The sequence below is a fragment of the Paenibacillus sp. J31R120 genome (assembly GCF_056269225.1).
The window spans coordinates 124196-145168 of sequence record NZ_JBWDNN010000009.1 but is presented as its reverse complement, the minus strand read 5'-3'; the positions used below and the strand labels follow the sequence as shown (position 1 = coordinate 145168).

General features: G+C 49.9%; 20 protein-coding genes. 19 read left to right on the top strand and 1 reads right to left on the bottom strand.

The window, feature by feature from the left end; translation table 11 throughout:
* The first annotated feature begins 24 nt into the window (after positions 1–24).
* The 6 genes from AC0YNW_RS24890 to AC0YNW_RS24865 all read left to right on the top strand — a co-directional run bounded on the left by AC0YNW_RS24890 (position 25) and on the right by AC0YNW_RS24865 (position 7852).
* Complete coding sequence (locus AC0YNW_RS24890; protein ID WP_475834204.1) at positions 25–1272, top strand: serine hydroxymethyltransferase; 1248 nt, start codon at positions 25–27, stop codon at positions 1270–1272.
* Positions 1273–2175: 903 nt separating this feature from the next.
* Positions 2176–3852 carry a peptide ABC transporter substrate-binding protein gene (locus AC0YNW_RS24885; protein WP_475834203.1) on the top strand — a complete coding sequence of 559 codons (1677 nt, stop codon included), beginning with the start codon at positions 2176–2178 and terminating at the stop codon, positions 3850–3852.
* Positions 3853–3977: 125 nt separating this feature from the next.
* Complete coding sequence (locus AC0YNW_RS24880; protein WP_475834262.1) at positions 3978–4910, top strand: ABC transporter permease; 933 nt, start codon at positions 3978–3980, stop codon at positions 4908–4910.
* 3 nt (positions 4911–4913) lie between these two features.
* Positions 4914–5864: an ABC transporter permease gene (locus tag AC0YNW_RS24875; RefSeq protein WP_475834202.1), complete on the top strand. Its 951-nt coding sequence runs from the start codon at positions 4914–4916 to the stop codon at positions 5862–5864.
* Between the two features lie 33 nt (positions 5865–5897).
* Positions 5898–6899, top strand: a complete 1002-nt coding sequence (locus AC0YNW_RS24870; protein WP_475834201.1) for an ABC transporter ATP-binding protein — start codon at positions 5898–5900, stop codon at positions 6897–6899.
* A complete protein-coding gene (locus AC0YNW_RS24865; protein WP_475834200.1) occupies positions 6896–7852 on the top strand; it encodes an ABC transporter ATP-binding protein in 957 nt (318 codons plus the stop codon). Before AC0YNW_RS24870 ends, AC0YNW_RS24865 begins: the two co-directional genes overlap by 4 nt.
* A gap of 55 nt (positions 7853–7907) precedes the next feature.
* On the opposite strand, the gene AC0YNW_RS24860 is transcribed toward AC0YNW_RS24865, so the two are convergent.
* The gene (locus AC0YNW_RS24860) at positions 7908–10115 is read right to left on the bottom strand and encodes an Ig-like domain-containing protein (RefSeq protein WP_475834199.1); all 2208 of its coding nucleotides are present in this window, start codon (positions 10113–10115) and stop codon (positions 7908–7910) included.
* Between the two features lie 256 nt (positions 10116–10371).
* On the opposite strand from AC0YNW_RS24860, the gene AC0YNW_RS24855 reads away from it, so the two are divergent.
* From AC0YNW_RS24855 to AC0YNW_RS24795, 13 genes are all read left to right on the top strand, one after another.
* Entirely contained in the window at positions 10372–11475 is a 1104-nt protein-coding gene (locus AC0YNW_RS24855) for a mechanosensitive ion channel family protein (RefSeq protein WP_475834198.1), read from the top strand.
* A 159-nt stretch (positions 11476–11634) separates the two neighbouring features.
* Complete coding sequence (locus AC0YNW_RS24850; protein WP_475834197.1) at positions 11635–12714, top strand: D-alanine--D-alanine ligase family protein; 1080 nt, start codon at positions 11635–11637, stop codon at positions 12712–12714.
* Positions 12715–12718: 4 nt separating this feature from the next.
* Entirely contained in the window at positions 12719–13825 is a 1107-nt protein-coding gene (gene alr / locus AC0YNW_RS24845) for an alanine racemase (RefSeq protein WP_475834196.1), read from the top strand.
* Positions 13826–13834: 9 nt separating this feature from the next.
* The gene (locus tag AC0YNW_RS24840) at positions 13835–14689 is read left to right on the top strand and encodes a D-alanyl-D-alanine carboxypeptidase family protein (RefSeq protein ID WP_475834195.1); all 855 of its coding nucleotides are present in this window, start codon (positions 13835–13837) and stop codon (positions 14687–14689) included.
* Positions 14670–15722 carry an acyltransferase gene (locus tag AC0YNW_RS24835; RefSeq protein WP_475834194.1) on the top strand — a complete coding sequence of 351 codons (1053 nt, stop codon included), beginning with the start codon at positions 14670–14672 and terminating at the stop codon, positions 15720–15722. The genes AC0YNW_RS24840 and AC0YNW_RS24835 overlap by 20 nt, the downstream gene beginning before the upstream one ends.
* Positions 15723–16120: 398 nt before the next feature.
* Positions 16121–16750: a uracil phosphoribosyltransferase gene (gene upp / locus AC0YNW_RS24830; RefSeq protein ID WP_119802125.1), complete on the top strand. Its 630-nt coding sequence runs from the start codon at positions 16121–16123 to the stop codon at positions 16748–16750.
* A gap of 37 nt (positions 16751–16787) precedes the next feature.
* Complete coding sequence (wecB, locus tag AC0YNW_RS24825) at positions 16788–17936, top strand: non-hydrolyzing UDP-N-acetylglucosamine 2-epimerase (protein WP_387478650.1); 1149 nt, start codon at positions 16788–16790, stop codon at positions 17934–17936.
* Positions 17937–18127: 191 nt separating this feature from the next.
* Positions 18128–18361 carry an AtpZ/AtpI family protein gene (locus AC0YNW_RS24820; RefSeq protein WP_119802127.1) on the top strand — a complete coding sequence of 78 codons (234 nt, stop codon included), beginning with the start codon at positions 18128–18130 and terminating at the stop codon, positions 18359–18361.
* Positions 18354–18734 (top strand): ATP synthase subunit I, encoded by a 381-nt coding sequence (locus AC0YNW_RS24815; RefSeq protein ID WP_387478653.1) that lies wholly within the window; start codon positions 18354–18356, stop codon positions 18732–18734. The genes AC0YNW_RS24820 and AC0YNW_RS24815 overlap by 8 nt, the downstream gene beginning before the upstream one ends.
* Positions 18735–18743: 9 nt before the next feature.
* Positions 18744–19514, top strand: a complete 771-nt coding sequence (atpB, locus tag AC0YNW_RS24810; RefSeq protein WP_475834193.1) for a F0F1 ATP synthase subunit A — start codon at positions 18744–18746, stop codon at positions 19512–19514.
* Between the two features lie 109 nt (positions 19515–19623).
* Entirely contained in the window at positions 19624–19842 is a 219-nt protein-coding gene (gene atpE / locus AC0YNW_RS24805; RefSeq protein ID WP_119802130.1) for a F0F1 ATP synthase subunit C, read from the top strand.
* A gap of 86 nt (positions 19843–19928) precedes the next feature.
* The gene (gene atpF / locus AC0YNW_RS24800) at positions 19929–20414 is read left to right on the top strand and encodes a F0F1 ATP synthase subunit B (RefSeq protein WP_387478659.1); all 486 of its coding nucleotides are present in this window, start codon (positions 19929–19931) and stop codon (positions 20412–20414) included.
* Positions 20411–20959 carry a F0F1 ATP synthase subunit delta gene (locus tag AC0YNW_RS24795; RefSeq protein WP_387478662.1) on the top strand — a complete coding sequence of 183 codons (549 nt, stop codon included), beginning with the start codon at positions 20411–20413 and terminating at the stop codon, positions 20957–20959. The genes atpF and AC0YNW_RS24795 overlap by 4 nt, the downstream gene beginning before the upstream one ends.
* Positions 20960–20973 lie beyond the last annotated feature (14 nt).

Genomic DNA, 20973 nt, shown 5'->3' with positions numbered 1-20973 from the left:
CATTGATACAAGGAGGAACTAAAGGTGGAACAATTACGCAAGCAAGATCCAGAAGTATTGAAGGCGATGGGCCTTGAGCTTCAACGCCAACGCGACAACATTGAACTAATCGCATCGGAGAATATCGTAAGCGAAGCGGTACTGGAGGCAATGGGCTCCGTACTAACGAACAAATACGCGGAAGGCTATCCGGGCAAACGCTACTATGGCGGTTGCGAGCATGTCGATATCGTCGAAGATATTGCGCGCGATCGTGCGAAGGAACTGTTCGGCGCTGAGCATGTTAACGTACAGCCGCATTCCGGCGCACAAGCGAATATGGCGGTATACCTGGCAGCTCTGAAGCCTGGCGATACGGTGCTTGGTATGAACCTGGCTCATGGCGGCCACTTGACGCATGGCAGCCCTGTCAACGCTTCCGGCTTGCTGTACAACTTCGTGGCATACGGCGTTCAAGAAGATTCCTTCACCATTGATTATGAAGAAGTGCGCAAGCTTGCTTTCAAGCATCGCCCTCGCATGATCGTTGCAGGCGCTAGTGCTTACCCGCGCATTATCGATTTCGAAAAACTCGGCCAGATTGCCAACGAAGTAGGCGCTTTGTTCATGGTCGACATGGCGCATATCGCAGGTCTGGTTGCAGCTGGTCTGCATCCAAGTCCGGTTCCGCATGCTCATTTTGTTACGACTACGACGCACAAGACACTTCGCGGACCTCGCGGCGGCATGATTATGTGCAGAAAACCATGGGCAGCGGCTATCGATAAAGCGGTATTCCCAGGTTCCCAAGGCGGTCCTCTGATGCATATTATCGCTGCAAAAGCGGTAGCATTCGGCGAGGCTCTGCAGCCTTCTTTCAAAGAGTATCAACAGAATGTCGTGACCAATGCCAAAGTTCTGTCTGAAGAGCTGGTCTCCAAAGGCATCAACATCGTCTCTGGCGGCACAGACAACCACCTGATGCTGATCGATACGCGCAACCTGAATATTACAGGAAAAGTTGCGGAGCATGTTCTTGATCAAGTAGGCATTACGGTGAATAAAAATGCAATTCCTTTCGACCCAACTAGCCCGTTTGTGACTAGCGGTATTCGTGTAGGCACGCCTGCAGCGACTGCTCGCGGCATGAATGAAGATGCCATGAAGGTAATCGCAGAGGTAATCGCGTTGGTTCTGAAGAACCCGGAAGATCAAGCAGTGCTGGATCAAGCTAAAGGCATGGTACGCGATCTGACGGCTAAGTTCCCGCTTTACCCGGGTATCACATACTAATAAACGGTCCCATTAGAAAGCTCTCGGCTATGAAAGCCGGGAGCTTTTTTGTATTCGAAAAACCAACAAATGATGGAAATAGTGTAAAAAAGAGATGGCAAATGATTACGGAGTGTAATAGTTGGTCAAAATCATTATAAGTTTATATAGTTGATGAAAGTGTTCTCATAAGATAATTTGGTAACTTTTTACGTGTGCTGCAATTGTTCATAAAAAGGTTTAGTATAAGATGTCGTAAGGGCGACCCAAGTACGCAGTATAGCTTATTCAGAGCCGAGTGTTTCAAAAAACGAATATTGGGGTATGAAATGAAGGAAAAAACGAACGATAGACATGGTTTATTGGGAATCGATGGTTTTTTATTTCATTCATACATGAAATATTATAAATTCTATAATATACCATTTAAGGAAAATGAAAATCAAAGGAATTGTCTGATGGAGTAAGCGCATAACATGAGTTTCAACTCGTCGAATTGACATGTGCGAAATGAGTTTCTTCTATAATATACGTTAAAGCCGTATTGTGTTAATGCGCATATGTATTAACACAGGGTCGGGTTATTGCATACAAGCATTAATGCTAGCCTGCATTAATGCTTGTATGCATTAATTCTAGAATGTTTTAACGCTTATATGTACTGACGTAGTAAAGACAAGCCGGAATGAATAATTAATCCACTTCGCTCATAAATTCTCTCCAATAGGACATAGTAAAAACGTTTGTTGGAAGGATTTAAGCGCATCGAATAGTTGACAATTGTTCAATTGAAGTTGTATATTGTTTAACGTCGAATAATTATTAAAACCATGTTAATTATTGTTACATCCATGCAATATGTGAGCGTTATCTCATTACTTACGGTTTTAAAAAAATTATTATAGAAAGTGGGAGTTGATGTTGGTGAAAGAAAATTTCAAAAAGCCAGTGCAATTCATGCTTGTGCTCGTAATCGCCTTCAGCATGCTGCTCGCAGCTTGCTCTAGCGACAACAACAAGCCAACGCCTTCGAACAACGGCGGCGCGAACAACGGGGGAGAGACAAAAGCACCTCAAGAGTTCCGTTTCACACTTGCGAGCGAGCCACCTAGCTTGGACCCTGCATTGATGACGGACGCTCAGTCCAGCATCGTAGCTGCAGGTCTTTACGAAGGTCTTACTCGTCTGAACACTAAAGGCGAGCCTGAGAATGCACTTGCAAAAGAAATCAAGGCTTCTGAAGACGGCAAAACATACACGATCACCCTTCGCGAAGATGCAAAGTGGAGCAATGGTGACCCTGTAACTGCACATGACTTTGAATTTGCTTGGAAACGTTCTTTGAACCCAGAGACAGCTTCCGAATACGCATACATGTTGTTCTACCTGGAGAACGGCGAGAAATACAATTCCGGTGAAGGTTCCGCTGACGAAGTAGGCGTTAAAGCTACTGGCGATTACACGCTGGAAGTTAAATTGTACACGCCAGCTCCTTACTTCCCAAGCCTTCTGGCTCACTACACATACCTGCCAGTTCACCAGGCTACTGTAGAAGGTGCTGCTGATTGGGCTGCTGAAGCGAAAACGATCGTATCGAACGGTCCTTTCCTTCTGAAACAATGGGCTCATGCTGACAAGCTGGTCCTTGAGAAAAACCCTGACTATTACAACAAAGATGCGATCAACTTCGACAAAGTTACCATTTCCCTTGTTGAAGACGAGAACACGGTTTACCAATTGTTTGAAACAAACAAAATCGACTGGATCGGTGCTCAAGCGGGTTCCGTACCAACGGATCTGACGAAAAAACTGGTCGACGAAGGCAAAGCTGAAGTGACACCTGTTGCTTCGACTTACTACTACCTGTTCAACAACAACAAAGTACCTTTCAACAACGCAAAAGTTCGTAAAGCATTCTCGATGTCCATCGACCGTCAATCCCTGATTGACAACGTGGCTCAAGCGAACCAACAACCGGCATTCGGTCTGGTACCGCCATCCATTGCTGGTCCAGAAGGCAAAATGTTCCGTGAAGTATATCCGGATAACTATTACCAAGAGAATGTAGAAGAAGCGAAAAAATTGCTTGAAGAAGGTCTGTCTGAGCTGGGCCTCACTGCATTCCCTGAAGTAACGCTTCTGTACAACACGGCCGAAAGTCACAAGAAACTGGCTGAAGCAGTCATTGACATGTGGCGCAAGAGCCTGGGCGTAGAAGTGAAGCTGGCTAACCAAGAGTGGGGTACATTCCTGGAATCCAGAAAAGCGGGTCAATTCGATATCGCACGTTCCGGCTGGGGCGCTGACATCAACCACCCGATCAACTTCACGTATGACCTGATTCACCCGAAATCCGGCAACAATGACGGCAAATACAACAACCCTAAAGTCGAGCAGCTGCTTGACGGCTCTTTGGTAGCAAACAGCCCTGAAGAAAGCATGAAAATGATGGCGGAAGCTGAGAAAATTGCTATCGAAGAAGACATGGGCGTATTGCCAGCGTTCTATTACACCACTGTAACAATGATTAAAGAAGGCATCGAAGGCGTTATCTCCGATTACTCCGGACATATTGACTGGGTACACGGCAGCAAAAAATAGGTCACTCAACCTGTCCTATCTATAGCGACTAACTTAGAGTAACTTAAGTTCCAGAAGGGTATATATAGTCTCTATATATACCCTTTTGAAATGGAAATAAAGATTGTGAGAGAGTGGGTGATCGTGTGCTCCGTTACATTTCAGGTAAGTTTGTTTTCATGCTCATATCTTTGTTTTTACTCGTAACGGTGACATTCTTGCTTATGAATGCCATCCCCGGCAGCCCGCTGCAATCGGAGAAGGCGACAAGCGAGGCCGTTCAGAAAAACTTGGAAGCGTATTACGGCTTGGATAAGCCGCTTTATGTACAGTATGGCACCTATTTAAAAAACCTTGTTCAAGGCGATATGGGTATCTCCATGAAGAAAAAGTTCCAATCCGTTGATAAGATGATTTCCCAATCGTTTGGTCCTTCTCTTCGATTAGGTCTTTCCGCGCTTGTCACATCCGTAATTGTTGGATGCATCTTGGGTATTCTCGCAGCCATGTATCATCGTAAGCTACTTGATAACTTGGCCATGTCATTAGCCGTTATTGGCTTAGCTATACCGAGTATCGTACTCGCACCTGTCATGCAATATTCCCTGGCAACCAAGCTAGGGTGGTTTAATGTAGCTGGATTGAACGGTCCTATGGATTATGTGTTGCCGACCATTGCTTTGGCATCAGGTCCGATCGCATTTATCGCAAGGCTTCTTAGATCGACGATGATTGAAGTATTGAATGCTGATTTTATTAAAACTGCCAAATCCAAAGGGCTTTCCGGATATGTCATCATCGTGAGGCATGCATTGCGGAATTCGATGCTTCCGGTCGTAACGTATTTGGGTTATCTGACCGCCGGTATTATTACCGGTTCCGTAGTCGTTGAGAAAATTTTCGCGATTCCGGGCGTCGGAAAGCACTTTGTTACTAGTATCATAGATCGGGATTACCCGTTAATTATGGGCATTACCATTTTTTACGCCGTGATTCTCATGGTAAGTCGTTTCTTGGCAGATATCGCTTATGTTCTAGTGGATCCGCGCATGCGCGCCGGCGGAAAGGTGGGTAAATAATCGATGTCAAACCTGAATTCCAATCATAAAGAAAGTTCGGATTCCTTAACGCCAGATATGTTCGAGAAGCTGGAGCGTGCGGAAGTGCGCGTCGACGAAGCGGGCCGCGCCAGCTTAACGGCATGGCAAGACATCAAGATGCGTCTGATGGGCAATAAGCTTGCGATGGCAGGTTTCTGGATTATCATTACACTGGTCTTGGTGGCCATTGTTATGCCTTTTATTTGGCCATTTGACCACTTCACTAATGATTTGACGAACACCAACCAGCCGCCTAATGGTACGCATTGGTTCGGAACAGATGACCTTGGACGCGATATGTTCGAGCGCGTATGGAAGGGTGCGCAGGTATCGTTGTTCGTCGGTGTAGTAGCCGCATTGATCGACTTGATCCTCGGGATTATTTATGGCGGTATTATGGGCTACTATGGCGGTAAAGTGGACGAGGTTATGAACCGTTTCGCTGAAATCCTGTACTCCATCCCTTACCTGCTTGTTGTTATTCTGTTGCTGGTTGTTATGGAGCCAAGCTTGACCACAATCATTGTGGCGATGTCCATTACAGGCTGGATCAATATGGCGTGGATTGTACGCGGTCAAATTATGCAGCTCAAAAACCAGGAATATGCGCTTGCTTCCAAATCTCTGGGCGCAGGGGCAATGCGTATTATTTTCCGCCATTTGATTCCCAATGCGATGGGGCCGATTCTTGTCACACTGACATTGACGATACCCACTGCAATCTTTACGGAAGCGTTCCTGAGCTTCTTGGGCCTTGGTGTACAGTCCCCTGTTGCTTCATGGGGTACAATGATTGACGACGGTGTTAAAGCGATGTCGATCTATCCATGGCGCCTGTTCTTCCCTGCATTCTTCCTAAGCTTAACGATTTTTGCCTTTAACGTCTTCGGTGACGGACTGCGCGACGCATTCGATCCGAAGCTGAAAAAATAATTATATAGCCTGGCTGAGAGGAGGTCACCACCAATGAAGACCTTGCTGGAAGTTAACAATTTAAGTGTCTCCTTTGACGTGTATAGCGGTGAGGTGCAAGCGATTCGCGACATCAGCTTCCATGTGAACAAAGGAGAAGCGGTCGCTATCGTAGGCGAATCCGGTTCCGGTAAAAGCGTCACAGCTCAATCCATCATGAGATTGAACCCATCGCCGCCAAGCCGCATCAAACAAGGCTCGATCAAATTCGAAGGACAAGAGCTTCTTTCTTTGTCGGAAAAGGAAATGCAATCGGTGCGTGGCAATAAGATCGGTATGATCTTCCAGGACCCGATGACATCCTTGAACCCGACGCTTACTGTGGGCGCTCAGATCATGGAAGGCTTGATCAAGCACCAGAATGTAAGTAAAAGCGATGCTACAGCTCGCGCGATCGAGATGCTCAATCTGGTCGGTATTCCGAATCCTGAAGCGCGTATTAAGCAATATCCACATCAATTCTCCGGCGGTATGCGCCAGCGCGTTATGATCGCAATCGCATTGGCCTGCAATCCTTCGCTTCTGATTGCCGATGAGCCTACGACGGCTCTCGACGTTACGATTCAAGCGCAAATCATGCGCGTCATGAAGGACCTGCAGGAAAAAATGGGCACTTCTATTATTCTCATTACGCATGACCTTGGTGTCGTCGCTGATGTGTGCGACCGTGTAATCGTTATGTACGCGGGCCGCATCGTGGAGCAAGGCACTAAGTGGGAGATCTTCTCCAACCCGCAGCATCCGTATACGAGAGGCTTGCTGCGTTCCTTGCCTCGTCTGGATCAAAGGAAAGACGAGCCGCTTATCCCGATTCCGGGCACGCCGCCGGATTTGATTAAGCCGCCAGCGGGCTGCAGCTTCTGCGCACGCTGTGACGAAGCGATGAAAGTTTGCGTGGACAACGATCCGAATCTGCATGCGATCAAGGGAAGCGACTCCCATTCGGCTGCTTGCTGGATGCTGCATCCATATGCCAATCGGGAGGTGCCGGTATGAGCTCCCCATTAGTTCAAGTCAATGACTTGCGCAAGTTTTTCAACTTGGGCAAAGGTAATATTCTAAAAGCCGTTAACGAAATCTCGTTCGATATCGGACGCGGCGAGACGGTTGGTGTCGTAGGCGAATCCGGTTGCGGCAAATCGACTGCCGGACGTACCATTCTCCGTCTGTACGAGCCGACTAGCGGCGGCGTTACATTCGACGGGAAGGATATTTACAAGCTTCGCGGCTCCGAGCTGAAGGCGCTGCGCCGCAATATGCAGATGATCTTCCAGGACCCGTATGCATCGCTGAACCCGCGTATGACGGTAGGTGATATTATCGGTGAAGCGCTGGACATTCACAATCTGGCCGGCAGCAAAGCCGAACGCAAGCGCAAGGTTGAGGATTTGCTTGACCTGGTTAACTTGAATTCTGACCATGCGACGAGATATCCGCATGAGTTCTCCGGCGGCCAGCGCCAGCGTATCGGGATTGCCCGCGCTCTCGCGGTAGATCCGAAATTCATCATTGCCGATGAGCCAATCTCCGCGCTTGACGTATCCATTCAGGCGCAGGTCGTTAACCTGATGCAGGAACTGCAGCGGAAGATGGGGCTGACCTATTTGTTTATCGCGCATGACCTGTCTATGGTTAAGCATATCAGCGACCGTGTAGCCGTTATGTACCTTGGCAAGATTGTTGAGCTTGCGGAAAGCAGCGAGCTGTACGACAATCCGCGCCATCCTTATACAAGAGCGCTGCTGTCGGCGATTCCGATTCCAGATCCGAAGGTAGAAGCGGAGCGCGAGCGTATCGTCCTGAAGGGCGATCTGCCGAGTCCGATCAACCCGCCGTCCGGCTGCCAGTTCCATACTCGCTGCCCGATCGCGACAGAGAAATGCAAGACCGACGAGCCGAAGCTGGTAGATGTTGGTCAAGGACACTTCGCAGCTTGTCATTACGCATAAGAAGCATAGAAAAAGGCCCTCTGTCATATGACAGAGGGCCTTATTGTTAACGATCTTATTTAACCGTAACACGGATGGTTGCGCTCTTGCCTCCGAATGTGGCCTTGATCGAGGCTGTTCCTTTGGCAACCGCTGTAATTTTGCCATCCTTAACCGTGGCGACGGTTGGCTTGGAGGACGTCCATACAGCGCTGCCAGTGGCGTTCGCCGGGTTGCCGGTATAGTAGACGGCCTGGACGGTTACGTTGTACGTGCCGCCTGCTCCTAGCTGCACAGACTTAGCGGACATCTGCAGCGACTTTAGCTTCGGCGTAACGATAACCGTCACTTCAATCGGTTTGCCTTGATAGGAGCCTGTTACTTTGGTCGTGCCTACGTCGATTGCTTTGACGGAGGAAGCTCCGCTTACCGTTGCTATCTTCGTATTGGCAACTGCCCAGTCAATTCTGGAGCCGACGGATACTTTTTTGCCATTTTTGTAATAACCGGTTACTTTGATGGACTTAGAGCGTCCAGGATTAAGCTCAATGACGGTCGGATCTACTTCCAGCTTTACGATTTCTTCTTCGATCTTCACACGTACCGATACGGTCTTCGCGAGGTAAGTACCGGTTAGTGTTACCGTAGAAGCCTCAAGGCCTTTCATGCTGTCCTCAAGAAGAAGAATATTGTCCGATGTTGTTTTCCATTCGATCGATTTGCTAATATCTGCTTCCTCGCCGTCTTCATAGATGACGGTCACTGTTGGCAGTGTTGTGGAGCGTCCCAGCACGATGCTCAAATCTTTGTTCTCAGCTATCAGCTTGACCGGCTTCAGATGAACGATAAGTTTGGTCTCTACTTTCATGCCTTGGAGCGTAGCTGTAAACGTTGTTTCGCCCAGCTCTTTGGCTGTCCATTCATTGCCTTTGATTTCTGCAATGTCGTCATCCTTTACCGACCACTTGACCAGCTTCGACACGTCAACGCTAGATCCGTCAAAGGTCGTAGCCGTTACTTTCGGAAGCGCGGCGCTAATGCCTTTGAATCCGTCGATGGTTTCCTTCTCTACCTTCAGCTTCGTAATGCTCGGATAGACGGTGACATCAATGCTCTTGCTGACGCCTTTATGCGATACGGTAATTTTAGTCGTGCCAACCGCTTTTGGCATCACTCTGCCTTGTACGACAGTTGCTACTGTCACATCAGAGGATGTCCATTCGCCTACGTCTGTTATGTCATAAGATACATTGTCATTGTTCAGTACTTCCGCTCGCACTTGAAGCGGCGTGTCTTGCAGTTGTAGGTGGAACTCTTTCTCCGGAGAAAGCTTGATGGACTGATAAGGTGTCCTTACCACGACGGTAAGGGTATCCGTCACGCCGAGATGGCTGACAGTGATGGTTGTTTTACCAGTTCCGACTGCTGTGACTACGCCTTTTTCGACAGTCAGCACTTTCGTGTTGCCGCTTGTCCACTTTGCGTCTTCGGTTACATTTTGCGTTCCGCCGGTTTTAGGTTCAGCAATGGCTTGCAAGTTATGATCATCCATGCCGATCTCAAGCTCCAGTAGATCATGGGCAGGCTTCGGCAAGATCTCGATGCCCTTGTAAGGAGACGTAACGGTGAGCTTTACCGTATCGCTTTTTCCTTTGTACTTGGCGGTAATCGTTGTTGTTCCTGTTCCGACGAGCGTAATTTTGCCATCGGCTACCGTTGCTACGGATGCGCTCGATGTCGTCCATGTCGCGTCGGTTGTAATGTTGGTCACGTTTCCTTGTTTCTTGCCATCAAGAGTGAAGGTCAACGATTCACCCAGTTTGATGTCCGCGATCGATGCGGGAGCCGCTTGATCATCCTGCATAATGATGACTTCGTCATAGACATAATCGGAAGTGGCTTTGATCGAAGCAGTAAATCCTTTATACGTAGCGCTGATCGTTGCCGTGCCTTTGCCGACCCCGGTCAGTACGCCCTTCTCAACTTTAACGATAGAGCTATTGGATGTTTTCCATGTGGCATCCGTGGTCACGTCTTTTTTGGATGACGATCCCGACAGACTTGCCAGAACGGATACATTAACTTTGTCATCCTCTACAAACATGACAAGCGATGATGTGCCTGAGTTATAATCCGACGAATCGTAATCCAACTCTATTCCGGTTATGGTCTCCTCCGCGGCGCTTGCAACGCCTGCAAGGCTGGACATGACGAGGACGAACGCCATCATGGCTGCCAGCGATTTGCGCGCGTTCATAAGCGACTTGCCCCAACTTGAACTCAATTTCACTACATCCCTTTCCTTTCGTAGGTGGATTTTTGTTTCTCTCTCTATATTTAACGGCATCTAAGGCCCAAAAATGAACACGACTGGCTAGGTCATTGGTACGATATTCCTCAAATATTCTTGTACATTTGCGGAGGGTATGCTGCTTCGACGGTCATTTTAAAACTATGTTAAAATAAGACTTTACGCAGACGCTCAGCATTAACATGCCGAACCCTTGCCGTGAGCGTCCGGAAAGGAGCTGCAATACACTATGGTCACTATGGATTGGATCATGCATAAGGTTGAAGTATGGCGATTGCTTGATCTCGGCATTGCCATCGGTATATTTTTGTTGTTTCTGTTGTTCCGCAGATTATTTGTCCGGTTTTTGTTCACCTTCCTGATGCGAAGGCTGGCGCGAATGGAGCTGGCTGCACGCGTGCTGGAAGCATTCGAGAAGCCGCTTCGCGGCTTGTTTGTGCTGCTGGGCGCTTATTTGGCCATCCTCTATTACATCCCGGCTCATTGGACGTTCCTGCTTGTGGTGCATAAGCTGTTCCGCAGCGGCATGATTCTCTTGATCGGTGCTGGCTTGTATAATCTGTCCGCTGCTTCGTCCGTATTTATGGAAGGAGCGCTTAAGCGATTTGGCGGAGACGACTCCAGCATGCTGATTCCGTTTCTGTCGAAGGCTGCCCGTTTCGTTGTAATCGTTGTTGCCATAACGGCAGTGATTTCGGAGTGGGGCTTCAATATTAACGGGGTGGTTGCGGGGATGGGGCTAGGGAGTCTCGCACTGGCGCTGGCGGCCAAGGATACAATGGGTAATATTCTGGGCGGGGTCATCATCATTCTAGAGAAGCCCTTCTCCAAAGGAGATTGGATCTTGACGCCTTCAACAGAGGGAGTAGTAGAAGATATTACATTCCGAAGCTCCAAGATTCGCACATTTGCCGATGCGCTGGTCACAGTGCCTAACTCTACACTTGCCGATCAGCCGATTACGAATTGGAGCCGGATGGGGAGACGGCGCATCACGTTTACGCTGAATGTGGCGCTGGATACGGATGCGGACCGGCTGACTGCGGCTATTGACCACATTGAACGCTATTTAATGACTAACGAGGAAATCGACGATCAGACGGTTATGGTCAAGTTCAATGAATTCAAGGAGAGCAGCCTCGGCATCATGCTCTATTACTTCACGAAGACGACGGCATGGAAGGATCATCTCACTGTTCGTCAGGAGACACAGCTGGCCATGCTCCAAATTCTTAAGGAAGAAGGCGTGCAGCTTGCACTTCCTATGCAGCGCATTGTGGTCGGCCGCGAGTCGGACGAGGCACGGCATGAGGGGAAGCCGGAGCTCGGCTAGTATGCTTAGCTGCGATGCATGATGTGCCGGATCTTAAGGAAGTTCATAATCAAACCTCATATTAACTTAAGTTTTTTTTAAGTTTCGCTTACAAGCCTCTTAACGTTTGACGGTTATCTTGGTAACAGGTAATCAGTCGAGCGTAGGAGGCTATTTTTTATGAAAACCCAATTATTTGTTATATATGGCGGCAAATCGGTAGAGCACGAAGTTTCGCTCAGAACGGCATTCACAGTCCTGGGATCGATCGATCGCGAGAAGTTCGATGTGTATCCAATCTACATTACACAGCAGGAGGGGGCATGGTGCTGCTCAGGTATACAGGAGTACCCGCGTGAAATCATCGATGAGCTGGTGATGGAGCCAGAATCCGTATCGCCTTCGCAATCGATGGGCTCGGTATTGTTGCGTTATATGTCGGGAGAGAACAAGAAGGTTGTGCTGCCGCTGCTTCACGGATCGAATGGAGAGGATGGTACGGTTCAAGGGCTTATGGAATTGCTGGATATTCCTTATGTCGGCAATGGCGTGCTGTCAGCTGCCCTGACGCTGGATAAAGCTGTATCCAAGCAATTGCTGGCACAGGCGGGTATCCGGCAGACGGACCATCTCAGCTTCCGTCTGGAGCAATGGAGTGAGGAGAGGGAGCAATGGCTGGATCAGCTGGAGCAGGCGCTGGGCTATCCATGCTACGTCAAGCCGGCGACGCTCGGCTCCAGCATAGGGATTAGCCGCTGCGAGGATAGAGACGCGCTTATCCGGGGAATCGAGCTTGCGTTCCGATTTGACAAAAAGCTAGTGATTGAGCGGGAAGTGGCGGGACGGGAAATCCAAGTCGCAGTCATGGGCAACGAGCGCCCGCTTGCTTCCTTGCCGGGAGAGTTCATTCATCGCCATCGCTTCTTCGACTTTGAATCGAAATATATGGACAAGGAACTGGTTATGTCGATTCCGGCGGAGTTGCCTGCAGGCGCTATGGAGCAAATTCGGGAGTATGCGGTTCAAGCTTATAGCGTGCTGTGCTGCTCCGGGCTTGCGCGGGTGGACTTCTTCCTGGATGCGAACGGCCATATTTATTTGAACGAAGTTAACGCCCTGCCAGGTTTTACGGGAACGAGCATGTATCCCGTAATGTGGGAGCGTACAAACGGAACGGCATACAGCGAACTGATCGAAAAGCTGATTGATTACGCGTTTATGCGTCATGCGGACAAGCTGACCGTTCAATACGCAAGGTGATGACATGTATAGAGATACAAGAGCGGAAGTGAGTCTTGGCGCGATCAGAGAAAATACAGCCGAGATTCGCAGACTTATGCCGGAGAGTGTCAAGCTGATGGCTGTCGTAAAGGCTGACGGATACGGACATGGAAGCGTAGAGTCAGCGCGAGCCGCGGTTCAAGGAGGAGCTGATCATCTGGCCGTTGCTTATCTGGATGAGGCGCTGCTGCTCAGGTCGCAGGGGATCGAGCTCCCGATCCTGATCTTGGCTCCGATCCATCCTTCGGAGGTCATGATTGCAATCCAGCATCAACTCATGGTGACTGTGACACATGCGGAGTGGTTCCGCCAAATGAAGCCGCAACGAGACCCGCTCTGCAAGGAGAAGTTGAAGGTGCATGTGAAGGCGGACACAGGACTCGGGCGAATCGGATTTAGGACCAAAGAGGAATGGGACGAGCTTGTGCCGTGGCTGCAATGGGCATTTATCGAAGTTGACGGCTTCTATACCCACTTTGCCACCTCCGCTAGGGAAGATACTGGCTTTCTGAAGCTGCAATATGCCCAGTTTATGGAGATGAAGGAATGGAGCCAGGCCTCTGGCCTAGAAGTGGGTCATTATCATTGCGCCGGCAGTAATGCGGCGCTGCGCTTCCCCGAGCTTGCGATGGATATGGTTCGGATAGGAGCGGCTTTGTTCGGCTTCTATCCGGAGAAGTTAGTTCCAGGCATTAATCTGCGTCCGGCACTAAGTCTGTACAGCAGGCTGATCCAAGTGAAACGGCTGCAGAAGGGGGAGTGCATCGGGTATGACAACTCCTATGTCGCGGAAGAAGACGAGTGGATTGGGACGGTGCCGATTGGCTATGGGGACGGCTGGTCCCAGAGCCTGCAAGGCACGGAAATGCTGATTGAAGGACGAAGGGCAAGAATCGTAGGCAAGATCTGTATGGATCAGCTTATGATTTCTCTGGATCGTTCGTATGAAGCGGGCACAGAGGTTGTCTTGATTGGAAGCCAGCGAGAGGATCTCATAGCGGCCGCAGAGCTCGCTCTGCACATGGGGACCGTACCGCAGGAAATCTCGACATCGCTGTCTTCACGAGTCGAGCGAATATATAGAGAGTAGGGGATAGATATGGAGAGAGCATCCGCGCAGTTCACAGTGAATAAAACAAGACCAGTGCTGTCCTCTAAGCTCTTGTTGGACCGGGAAGAGGTGCATAGAGGTCATTTGCTGCTCGTGAATGCGGCGAACCCTATGCAATCAGCAAAGGAGGCAGTCGCCTTGTCGCCTGTGACTGCTGTTGACAGAGTGCATACAATTGATCCTGCAATCGAACTGGAGACGACTTGTCTCCGGCAGCTGACTGCATTGCTGAGCGCTGTTCAGGCATCGGACGACATTATCGTTGTGAGCGGCTACCGCCCGCAGGAGGAGCAGCAAGCGATCTATGAGGGCTCTCTCCGGGACAATGGACCGGAATATACCGCCAGTTATGTTGCGCTGCCGGGCAGGAGCGAGCATCAGACGGGACTGGCTGTTGACGTAGGCGAGCGGAAGGCGGGCGAGCTGGACTTTATCGCGCCGTCGTTTCCGGACGATGGGAAATGTCTCGATTTTAAACAAACTGCGGCACGTTATGGCTTCGTCCAGCGGTATCAAGAGGGGAAGCGGGCGCTTACGGGCATTGCATGCGAGCCTTGGCACTATCGTTATGTGGGAACGCCGCATGCGCAGGGGATGGAGCGTTTGGGCTATTGCTTGGAGGAGTATATAGAGTATGTGAAGAAATTCGACTTTTCCGGGGAATGGCTTCAGCTTGATAGCGATATAGAAGAAGCTTCTGCCTATTACGTAAGAGCCATGGAGACCGGGCAGACGGAGATCCCGTTGCCGGTAAGCGGACGTTGCCAAGTATCGGGCAATAATGTCGACGGTTATATTGTGACCGTATATAGAAATGATGATCATGCAACCGAGGGGAGCTAATCGACGATATGGAGGCATCGACTTCGTCAAGCTGGCGGCCTCCTTCCTCGTCATCGCTATTCATACAGGGCCTCTGCTAACCTATGATGAATATGCCGATTTTTTGATTACGGGCATACTCGGCCGCTTGGCTGTACCGTTCTTCTTCATGGCTTCCGGCTACTTGCTCTTTCGGAAGTTGACGGGCAATGGCCGGGATGATCTCGTCATGATCAATCGTTATGCTCGGAGAGTAGCCCTTCTCTACTTGGCGGCCATCATGATCTATCTTCCTCTTAATGTATATAAAGGCGACCTCGATCAAGGCATTCACTGGCTAGTGCTTGCAAGGGATATCGCGATTGACGGAACTTTCTATCATTTATGGTATCTGCCGGCGTTGTTCATCGGAGTCTATATCGTGTATGGCTTGTACAGGCTGCTGCCGCTATGGGCTTTGGCGTTAGGGGTATGCTTGCTGTACGCCATTGGCCTGATGGGGGACAGCTACTATGGTCTTGCTGTGCGGGAGTCCCACCTCAAAGCGGTGTATGAATGGATGTTCGCACGATTCGATTATACGCGCAACGGCTTCTTCTTTGCTCCTGTCTTTCTGGCGATGGGCTTGTACATGGGGAAGCGTCCGGCAAAAGCAAAAGGGGGATATATATATCCCGTCATTTTCTTAATCAGCATGGGGCTGCTGTTCCTGGAGGGCATCTTGCTGCGAGAGGCCGGTTACCCAAGGCATGACAGCATGTACATCGCACTCCTGCCCGCGGTATACGCCCTATTCGGGATGGCTATGGGGATAAAGATCAACTCTACTCCCCGCGCAGGCGCGATTGCCCAGTGGATCTATCTGCTCCACCCGGCAGTCCTGGTAGCGGTCCGGGGGGTAGCTGGAGCTGCGGGAATGAAACCGCTGCTAGTAGACCATTCACTTGTGCATTATATTGCCGTATGCGTCTTGACGACCATCGTCTCCATCCTAGTAGCGCGGCTTCTGGACAGGCTAGGCAGACTGCCGCTGCGACCGGCGAAGCGAGTATAAATATCAGCTGCTTGAGCTCTTGGAATGAAGAATACTTCCAGGGGCCAAGCGGCTTTTTTGTTACGGCTCGGTTATGTGATGGAAGGCACAGGAAGAGGCGCAGATTTTTTTCGGGTCCCAGATGCAACGCTTACTTTACAGTGCTATAATATATGGGATTGTGACCATGCTATAAGAGGTAGTTCAAAAAGTCGTCTTTTGATCACGAAGCCAGCCTAGAAGCGTATTCGACATCGAATCTTGCGTTCACCTTTGAAGTCCGGTGCTCATGTAGGTTTGCCTACACTCCGCTCCTCCTTCTTCAGGTTCTCGCAACCTTCTCGGTGCTGAAAACCCGACTTTTGAACACGTACTATAAGCATGTCCGTCGAAAAGGAATTTGGGAGGAATTACGCTCCATGAGCAAACTGGTTATATGCGACCATCCCCTAATCCAGCACAAGCTGACGTTTATTCGTAACAAGGAAACGAATACGAAGGATTTCCGCGAGCTGGTGGATGAAGTTGCAACATTGATGGCTTACGAAATTACGCGGGATATTCCGCTGGACACGATCAAGGTGGAGACGCCGGTCGCCATTACCGACGCGAAAGTCGTATCGGGACGCATGCTCGGCCTTATTCCGATTTTGAGAGCAGGCCTAGGCATGGTGGATGGCATTCTGAAGCTGATTCCGTCGGCCAAAGTCGGCCATATCGGACTGGCTAGAGACCATGAGACGCTTCAACCAAAAGAGTATTACATTAATCTACCGACGGATGCGCCGAACCGGCTGCTGATCGTAATCGATCCGATGCTGGCAACGGGCGGATCTGCTATTGCCGCGATCTCTTCGCTGAAGAAGCGCAATTGCGACCAAATCAAGCTCATGTGTCTCATTGCAGCTCCGGAAGGCGTCAAGGCTGTGCAGGACGCGCATCCCGACGTTGATATTTATATTGCCGCACTGGACGAATGTTTGAATGAAAAAGGCTATATCGTGCCTGGACTTGGCGATGCGGGCGACCGCATGTACGGCACGAACTAAACATTTTCAGCCAACTATGATGTAGGAGTGGAATCTTTTGTCTAAACTAAAGGTAATGACTATATTCGGCACGCGCCCGGAAGCGGTAAAGATGGCTCCGCTCGTCTTGGAGCTTCAGCGGCGCGAGGATGACATCCAATCCATCGTATGCGTGACGGCGCAGCATCGCCAGATTTTGGACCAGGTGCTTGATTTTTTTGAGATCAAACCGAATTATGACCTGAACGTAATGAAGGAACGCCAGACGCTGACGGAGACGACAGTCCGAGTGCTTGAGGGACTTGAGCCTGTGCTGGCGGAAGCTAAGCCGGATATCGTGCTGGTGCATGGCGATACGCAAACGACTTTCCTGGCCAGCTACGCTTCGTTCCTGAAGCAAGTCAAGGTAGGCCATGTCGAAGCGGGACTTCGCACCTGGAACAAGATGTCGCCTTATCCAGAAGAGATGAACCGGCAGCTGGCGGGCGTCTTGTCCGACATTCACTTCGCACCGACGGAATGGTCGGCGAACAACCTCCGCAAGGAGAACAAATCGGAGGACACGATCTACGTAACGGGCAACACAGCTGCGGATGTGTTCCAATATACGGTGGACGAGTCGTTCGAGCATCCGGTCATCGAGTGGGCGAAGGGCAAGCGGATGATTCTGATGACCGCGCACCGCAGAGAGTCGCTGGGCGAGCCGCATCGCAATATCTTCCGCGCGGTCAAGCGTATTGCAGATGAGCACGAGGATATCGTCGTCGTCTACGCCGTTCATCCGAACCCGGCGGTGAGAGAGCCGGCTAATGAAATTCTCGGCGATCATCCGCGCATTCGTCTGATTGAACCGCTGGATGTGTTTGAATTCCATAACTTCTATCCTCATACGTACATGATTATGACGGATTCCGGCGGCTTGCAAGAGGAAGCGCCTTCCTTCGGCGTTCCTACGCTCGTGCTGCGGGATACGACGGAGCGTCCGGAAGGCATCGAAGCGGGCACGCTTGAGCTGGTCGGCACCAATGAAGAGGATGTATATGGCAGAGCGAAGGCATTGCTCAATGATAAAGCATTATATTGTCGAATGAGCCAAGCGGCTAATCCGTATGGCGACGGCAAGGCCTCCGAGCGGATTGTTGACGCAATCCTTCATCATTTTGGAAGAAGCAAGCAACGTCCTGATTCGTTCACACAACGTTCATAGTTTATCTCGGGGATTCGGACTAAGCGCAGAATATACAGCATACAGTGGCACTGTACGGTTTCGGCGCTTCAGAAACCTTGTAGCATAAGGGTTTTCACCCTTTCGTTCACGGAAAATTTGCTGTTATTTCAATTGACAAACCTTGCGCCGCTTCGATAAAATAAATGAGGATTGACAGGGGTTGGAGCAATATGAATGGGAAAAGCAACAGTGACAATCCATGGAAGGCCGCCGCGCTTGTCGGGGCGCTGGGTGTGGATGTCGGGATTTGTGTTTTCTTGGGATATTGGCTCGGCCAGGCGGCTGGGGAACGCTTCGGCGATCCGAAAGCCGGGACGGTCGGCGGACTGCTTGTTGGTCTGGCTGTCGGTATTCTTTCAGCCATTCTGATTGTCAGGAAGGTGTTGAAGGATTCCGATGGATAACATTTTCAAGATGGCGATGCGCGGGGCGCTTTTTTTTGCGGCTGCCTGCTTGCTGCTCTGGGGTATCTTTCCGGAGTGGAAGAGCGTATTCGCTGGTCTTCTGCTGGGCGTATTCGCGAGTTTCATGAATGCGCTTTTGCTTAGACGCAGAGTGGAGATTGTAGGACAAGCCATGGCGAATCGCGGCATGCGCAAGATGGGGCTGGGACTTGGTAGCCGCATGGCGATGGTGCTGCTGGTTGCAATGCTGGCCTACAAATATCCGGAAACGTTCAACCTGCCGGCAACGCTTGCGGCAAGTATGGTGATGCCGTTTATTTTATTGGTATCAGCTTTGATTCACCAGAAACGACTTAACAGCGGAAAGGGGTGAAAAATTAACATGCATGAATTTCCGGTATGGGATGTAGGCGGCTTTCGAATTGATTTTTCAACTTGGGGGACGATTATCGTCACCATGATCATTACGTTCGTGCTCGCTCGTCTCGCGGTTCGCAATCTGTCGGTCGAGAATCCGTCGAAGATGCAGAACTTCATGGAATGGATTATCGAATTCGTTCACAATACCGTTGCAAGTACGATGCCGCTGGAAAAAGTAAAGCGCTACCTATCGCTAGGACTTACGCTCATACTGTTCATCTTCATCTCTAACTTGCTAGGACTTCCGTTTGGTGTCGTGTTCGAGTATTCGGAGCCTAATGCCTTCCTCGGCATTACGAATGATCTTCTCGACAAATATCATGGCCACGTTCATATTGCCTTCTGGAAATCACCGACTGCGGACTTGTCTGTAACAGCCGGTCTTGCGATTGTGGTTATCTTCCTGGTTCATTACCTGGGCATGAAGGAAAACCGCAAGCATTACCTGAAGCACTATTTCGAGCCATTTCCAGTCTTCTTCCCTCTTAACCTGATCAAGGAAATTTCGAAACCACTGACGCTGGCTCTTCGTCTATACGCGAACATTTTCGCGGGCGAGGTTCTGATTGCAACAATCCTGATGCTAGGCTTATGGGGTCTCCCATTCCTTGCAGCATGGCAAGCCTTCAGTATCTTTGTCGGAGGTATTCAGGCGTTCTTGTTCACGATTCTTACGATGGTGTATATCTCGCAAGCGACCATTCATCATCACGACGAAGAAGAAGCGCATTAATCATGGGTTTAAACCCCGTATAAGGATCGGTTCGATTACTTGCGCGGGATTAGTTATAAACAAGATCTAACATTAAATCTAAAAACCTATTTTTGAGGAGGATTTTTAAATGGATTACGGAGTTTTGGCAGCAGCAATTGCAGTTGGTTTGGGCGCACTTGGCGCTGGTATCGGTAACGGTATGATCGTAAGTAAAACAATCGAAGGTATCGCTCGTCAACCTGAGCTTCAAGGCAAGCTGCAAACAACAATGTTTATCGGCGTAGGTATCGTCGAAGTTGTACCTATCATCGGCGTAGTTATCGCCTTCCTGGCGTTCTTCGGCTAATCATTAGAGACCTGAAATTGGCGGGGAAGGCCTAGCCCTCTTCGCCTTCGTTTTGATTACAAGCATGTAAGGAAGGAGTTGCAGCTATGGATAAGTTTATTTGGGAGTCGACAGTCTTCGCGATTATTGCGTTTCTAGTTCTGTTATGGCTGTTGAATAAATACGCATTTGGCCCGTTGTTCACTGTTATGGAGAAGCGCAGACAGCTGATTCAGGAACAGATGAATACGGCAGAAACAAGCCGCAAAGCGGCAGAGGCATCTTTGGATGAGCAAAAGGTTGCACTCGAGCAAGCGCGCAAAGAAGCTTATGCGATTATTGATCAAGCAAGATCCACAAGCACGAAGCAAGCGGATGAGATCGTACAATCCGCGAAGAACGAAGCAGTTCGTCTGAAAGACGATGCACTGAAGGACATCGAGAGCGAGAAGAACAAGGCGATTGCCGCTCTTCGCACAGAGGTTGGCGGAATCTCCGTGAAGATCGCTTCCAAGATTATCGAGAAGCAAGTGGACGAGAAGTCGCAAGAGCAACTTGTTGACCAATACCTGAAAGAGGTTGGAAGCAAATGAGCCGGGACACGGTCGTAGCGAAGCGCTACGCAAAAGCGTTGTTCGAGCTTGCTTCCGCCGCAGGAACTGTCTCCGAGGTTGAGGACCAGCTTAAGCTGATCGCCGAAGCTCTGAAGCAGGACGCGGAAATCGAGAAATTCCTTTCCTTGCCAAGTGTTGCTCCATCCGCCAAGATCGACGTATTGAAAGCGGCATTCGGCAACAACGCTTCCGGAATCGTACTGGATACGCTGAAAGTCATCATCACGCGCGGTCGCCAAGCGATCATCGTTGAGGTGTATGAAGCATTCACCAAGATTGCGGGCGAGGCGCTCGGTCAAGCACATGCGACAGTTTACTCTGCGCAGAAGCTGACGGACGAAGAGCTTTCGGGCGTTGCGGCGCAATTCGGAAGCATCACAGGCAAGAAAATCATTGCACAGCAAATTGTCGAGCCAGCGCTGCTTGGCGGCATTCAAGTCCGCATCGGTGACCGTCTGTATGACGGAAGCTTGTCCGGCAAGCTGGATCGTTTACAAAAAACGTTAAATTCTAAAGCACTGTAGATAGGGGTGAACGA

Coding starts and splice junctions, on each gene's coding strand:
- AC0YNW_RS24855 (WP_475834198.1), top strand. CDS start 10,372: ATGGTCACTATGGATTGGATCATGCATAAGGTTGAAGTATGGCGATTG.
- AC0YNW_RS24870 (WP_475834201.1), top strand. CDS start 5,898: ATGAAGACCTTGCTGGAAGTTAACAATTTAAGTGTCTCCTTTGACGTG.
- AC0YNW_RS24795 (WP_387478662.1), top strand. CDS start 20,411: ATGAGCCGGGACACGGTCGTAGCGAAGCGCTACGCAAAAGCGTTGTTC.
- atpF (WP_387478659.1), top strand. CDS start 19,929: ATGGATAAGTTTATTTGGGAGTCGACAGTCTTCGCGATTATTGCGTTT.
- AC0YNW_RS24865 (WP_475834200.1), top strand. CDS start 6,896: ATGAGCTCCCCATTAGTTCAAGTCAATGACTTGCGCAAGTTTTTCAAC.
- alr (WP_475834196.1), top strand. CDS start 12,719: ATGTATAGAGATACAAGAGCGGAAGTGAGTCTTGGCGCGATCAGAGAA.
- AC0YNW_RS24835 (WP_475834194.1), top strand. CDS start 14,670: ATGCAACCGAGGGGAGCTAATCGACGATATGGAGGCATCGACTTCGTC.
- AC0YNW_RS24840 (WP_475834195.1), top strand. CDS start 13,835: ATGGAGAGAGCATCCGCGCAGTTCACAGTGAATAAAACAAGACCAGTG.
- AC0YNW_RS24850 (WP_475834197.1), top strand. CDS start 11,635: ATGAAAACCCAATTATTTGTTATATATGGCGGCAAATCGGTAGAGCAC.
- atpB (WP_475834193.1), top strand. CDS start 18,744: ATGCATGAATTTCCGGTATGGGATGTAGGCGGCTTTCGAATTGATTTT.
- atpE (WP_119802130.1), top strand. CDS start 19,624: ATGGATTACGGAGTTTTGGCAGCAGCAATTGCAGTTGGTTTGGGCGCA.
- AC0YNW_RS24820 (WP_119802127.1), top strand. CDS start 18,128: ATGAATGGGAAAAGCAACAGTGACAATCCATGGAAGGCCGCCGCGCTT.
- AC0YNW_RS24815 (WP_387478653.1), top strand. CDS start 18,354: ATGGATAACATTTTCAAGATGGCGATGCGCGGGGCGCTTTTTTTTGCG.
- upp (WP_119802125.1), top strand. CDS start 16,121: ATGAGCAAACTGGTTATATGCGACCATCCCCTAATCCAGCACAAGCTG.
- AC0YNW_RS24875 (WP_475834202.1), top strand. CDS start 4,914: ATGTCAAACCTGAATTCCAATCATAAAGAAAGTTCGGATTCCTTAACG.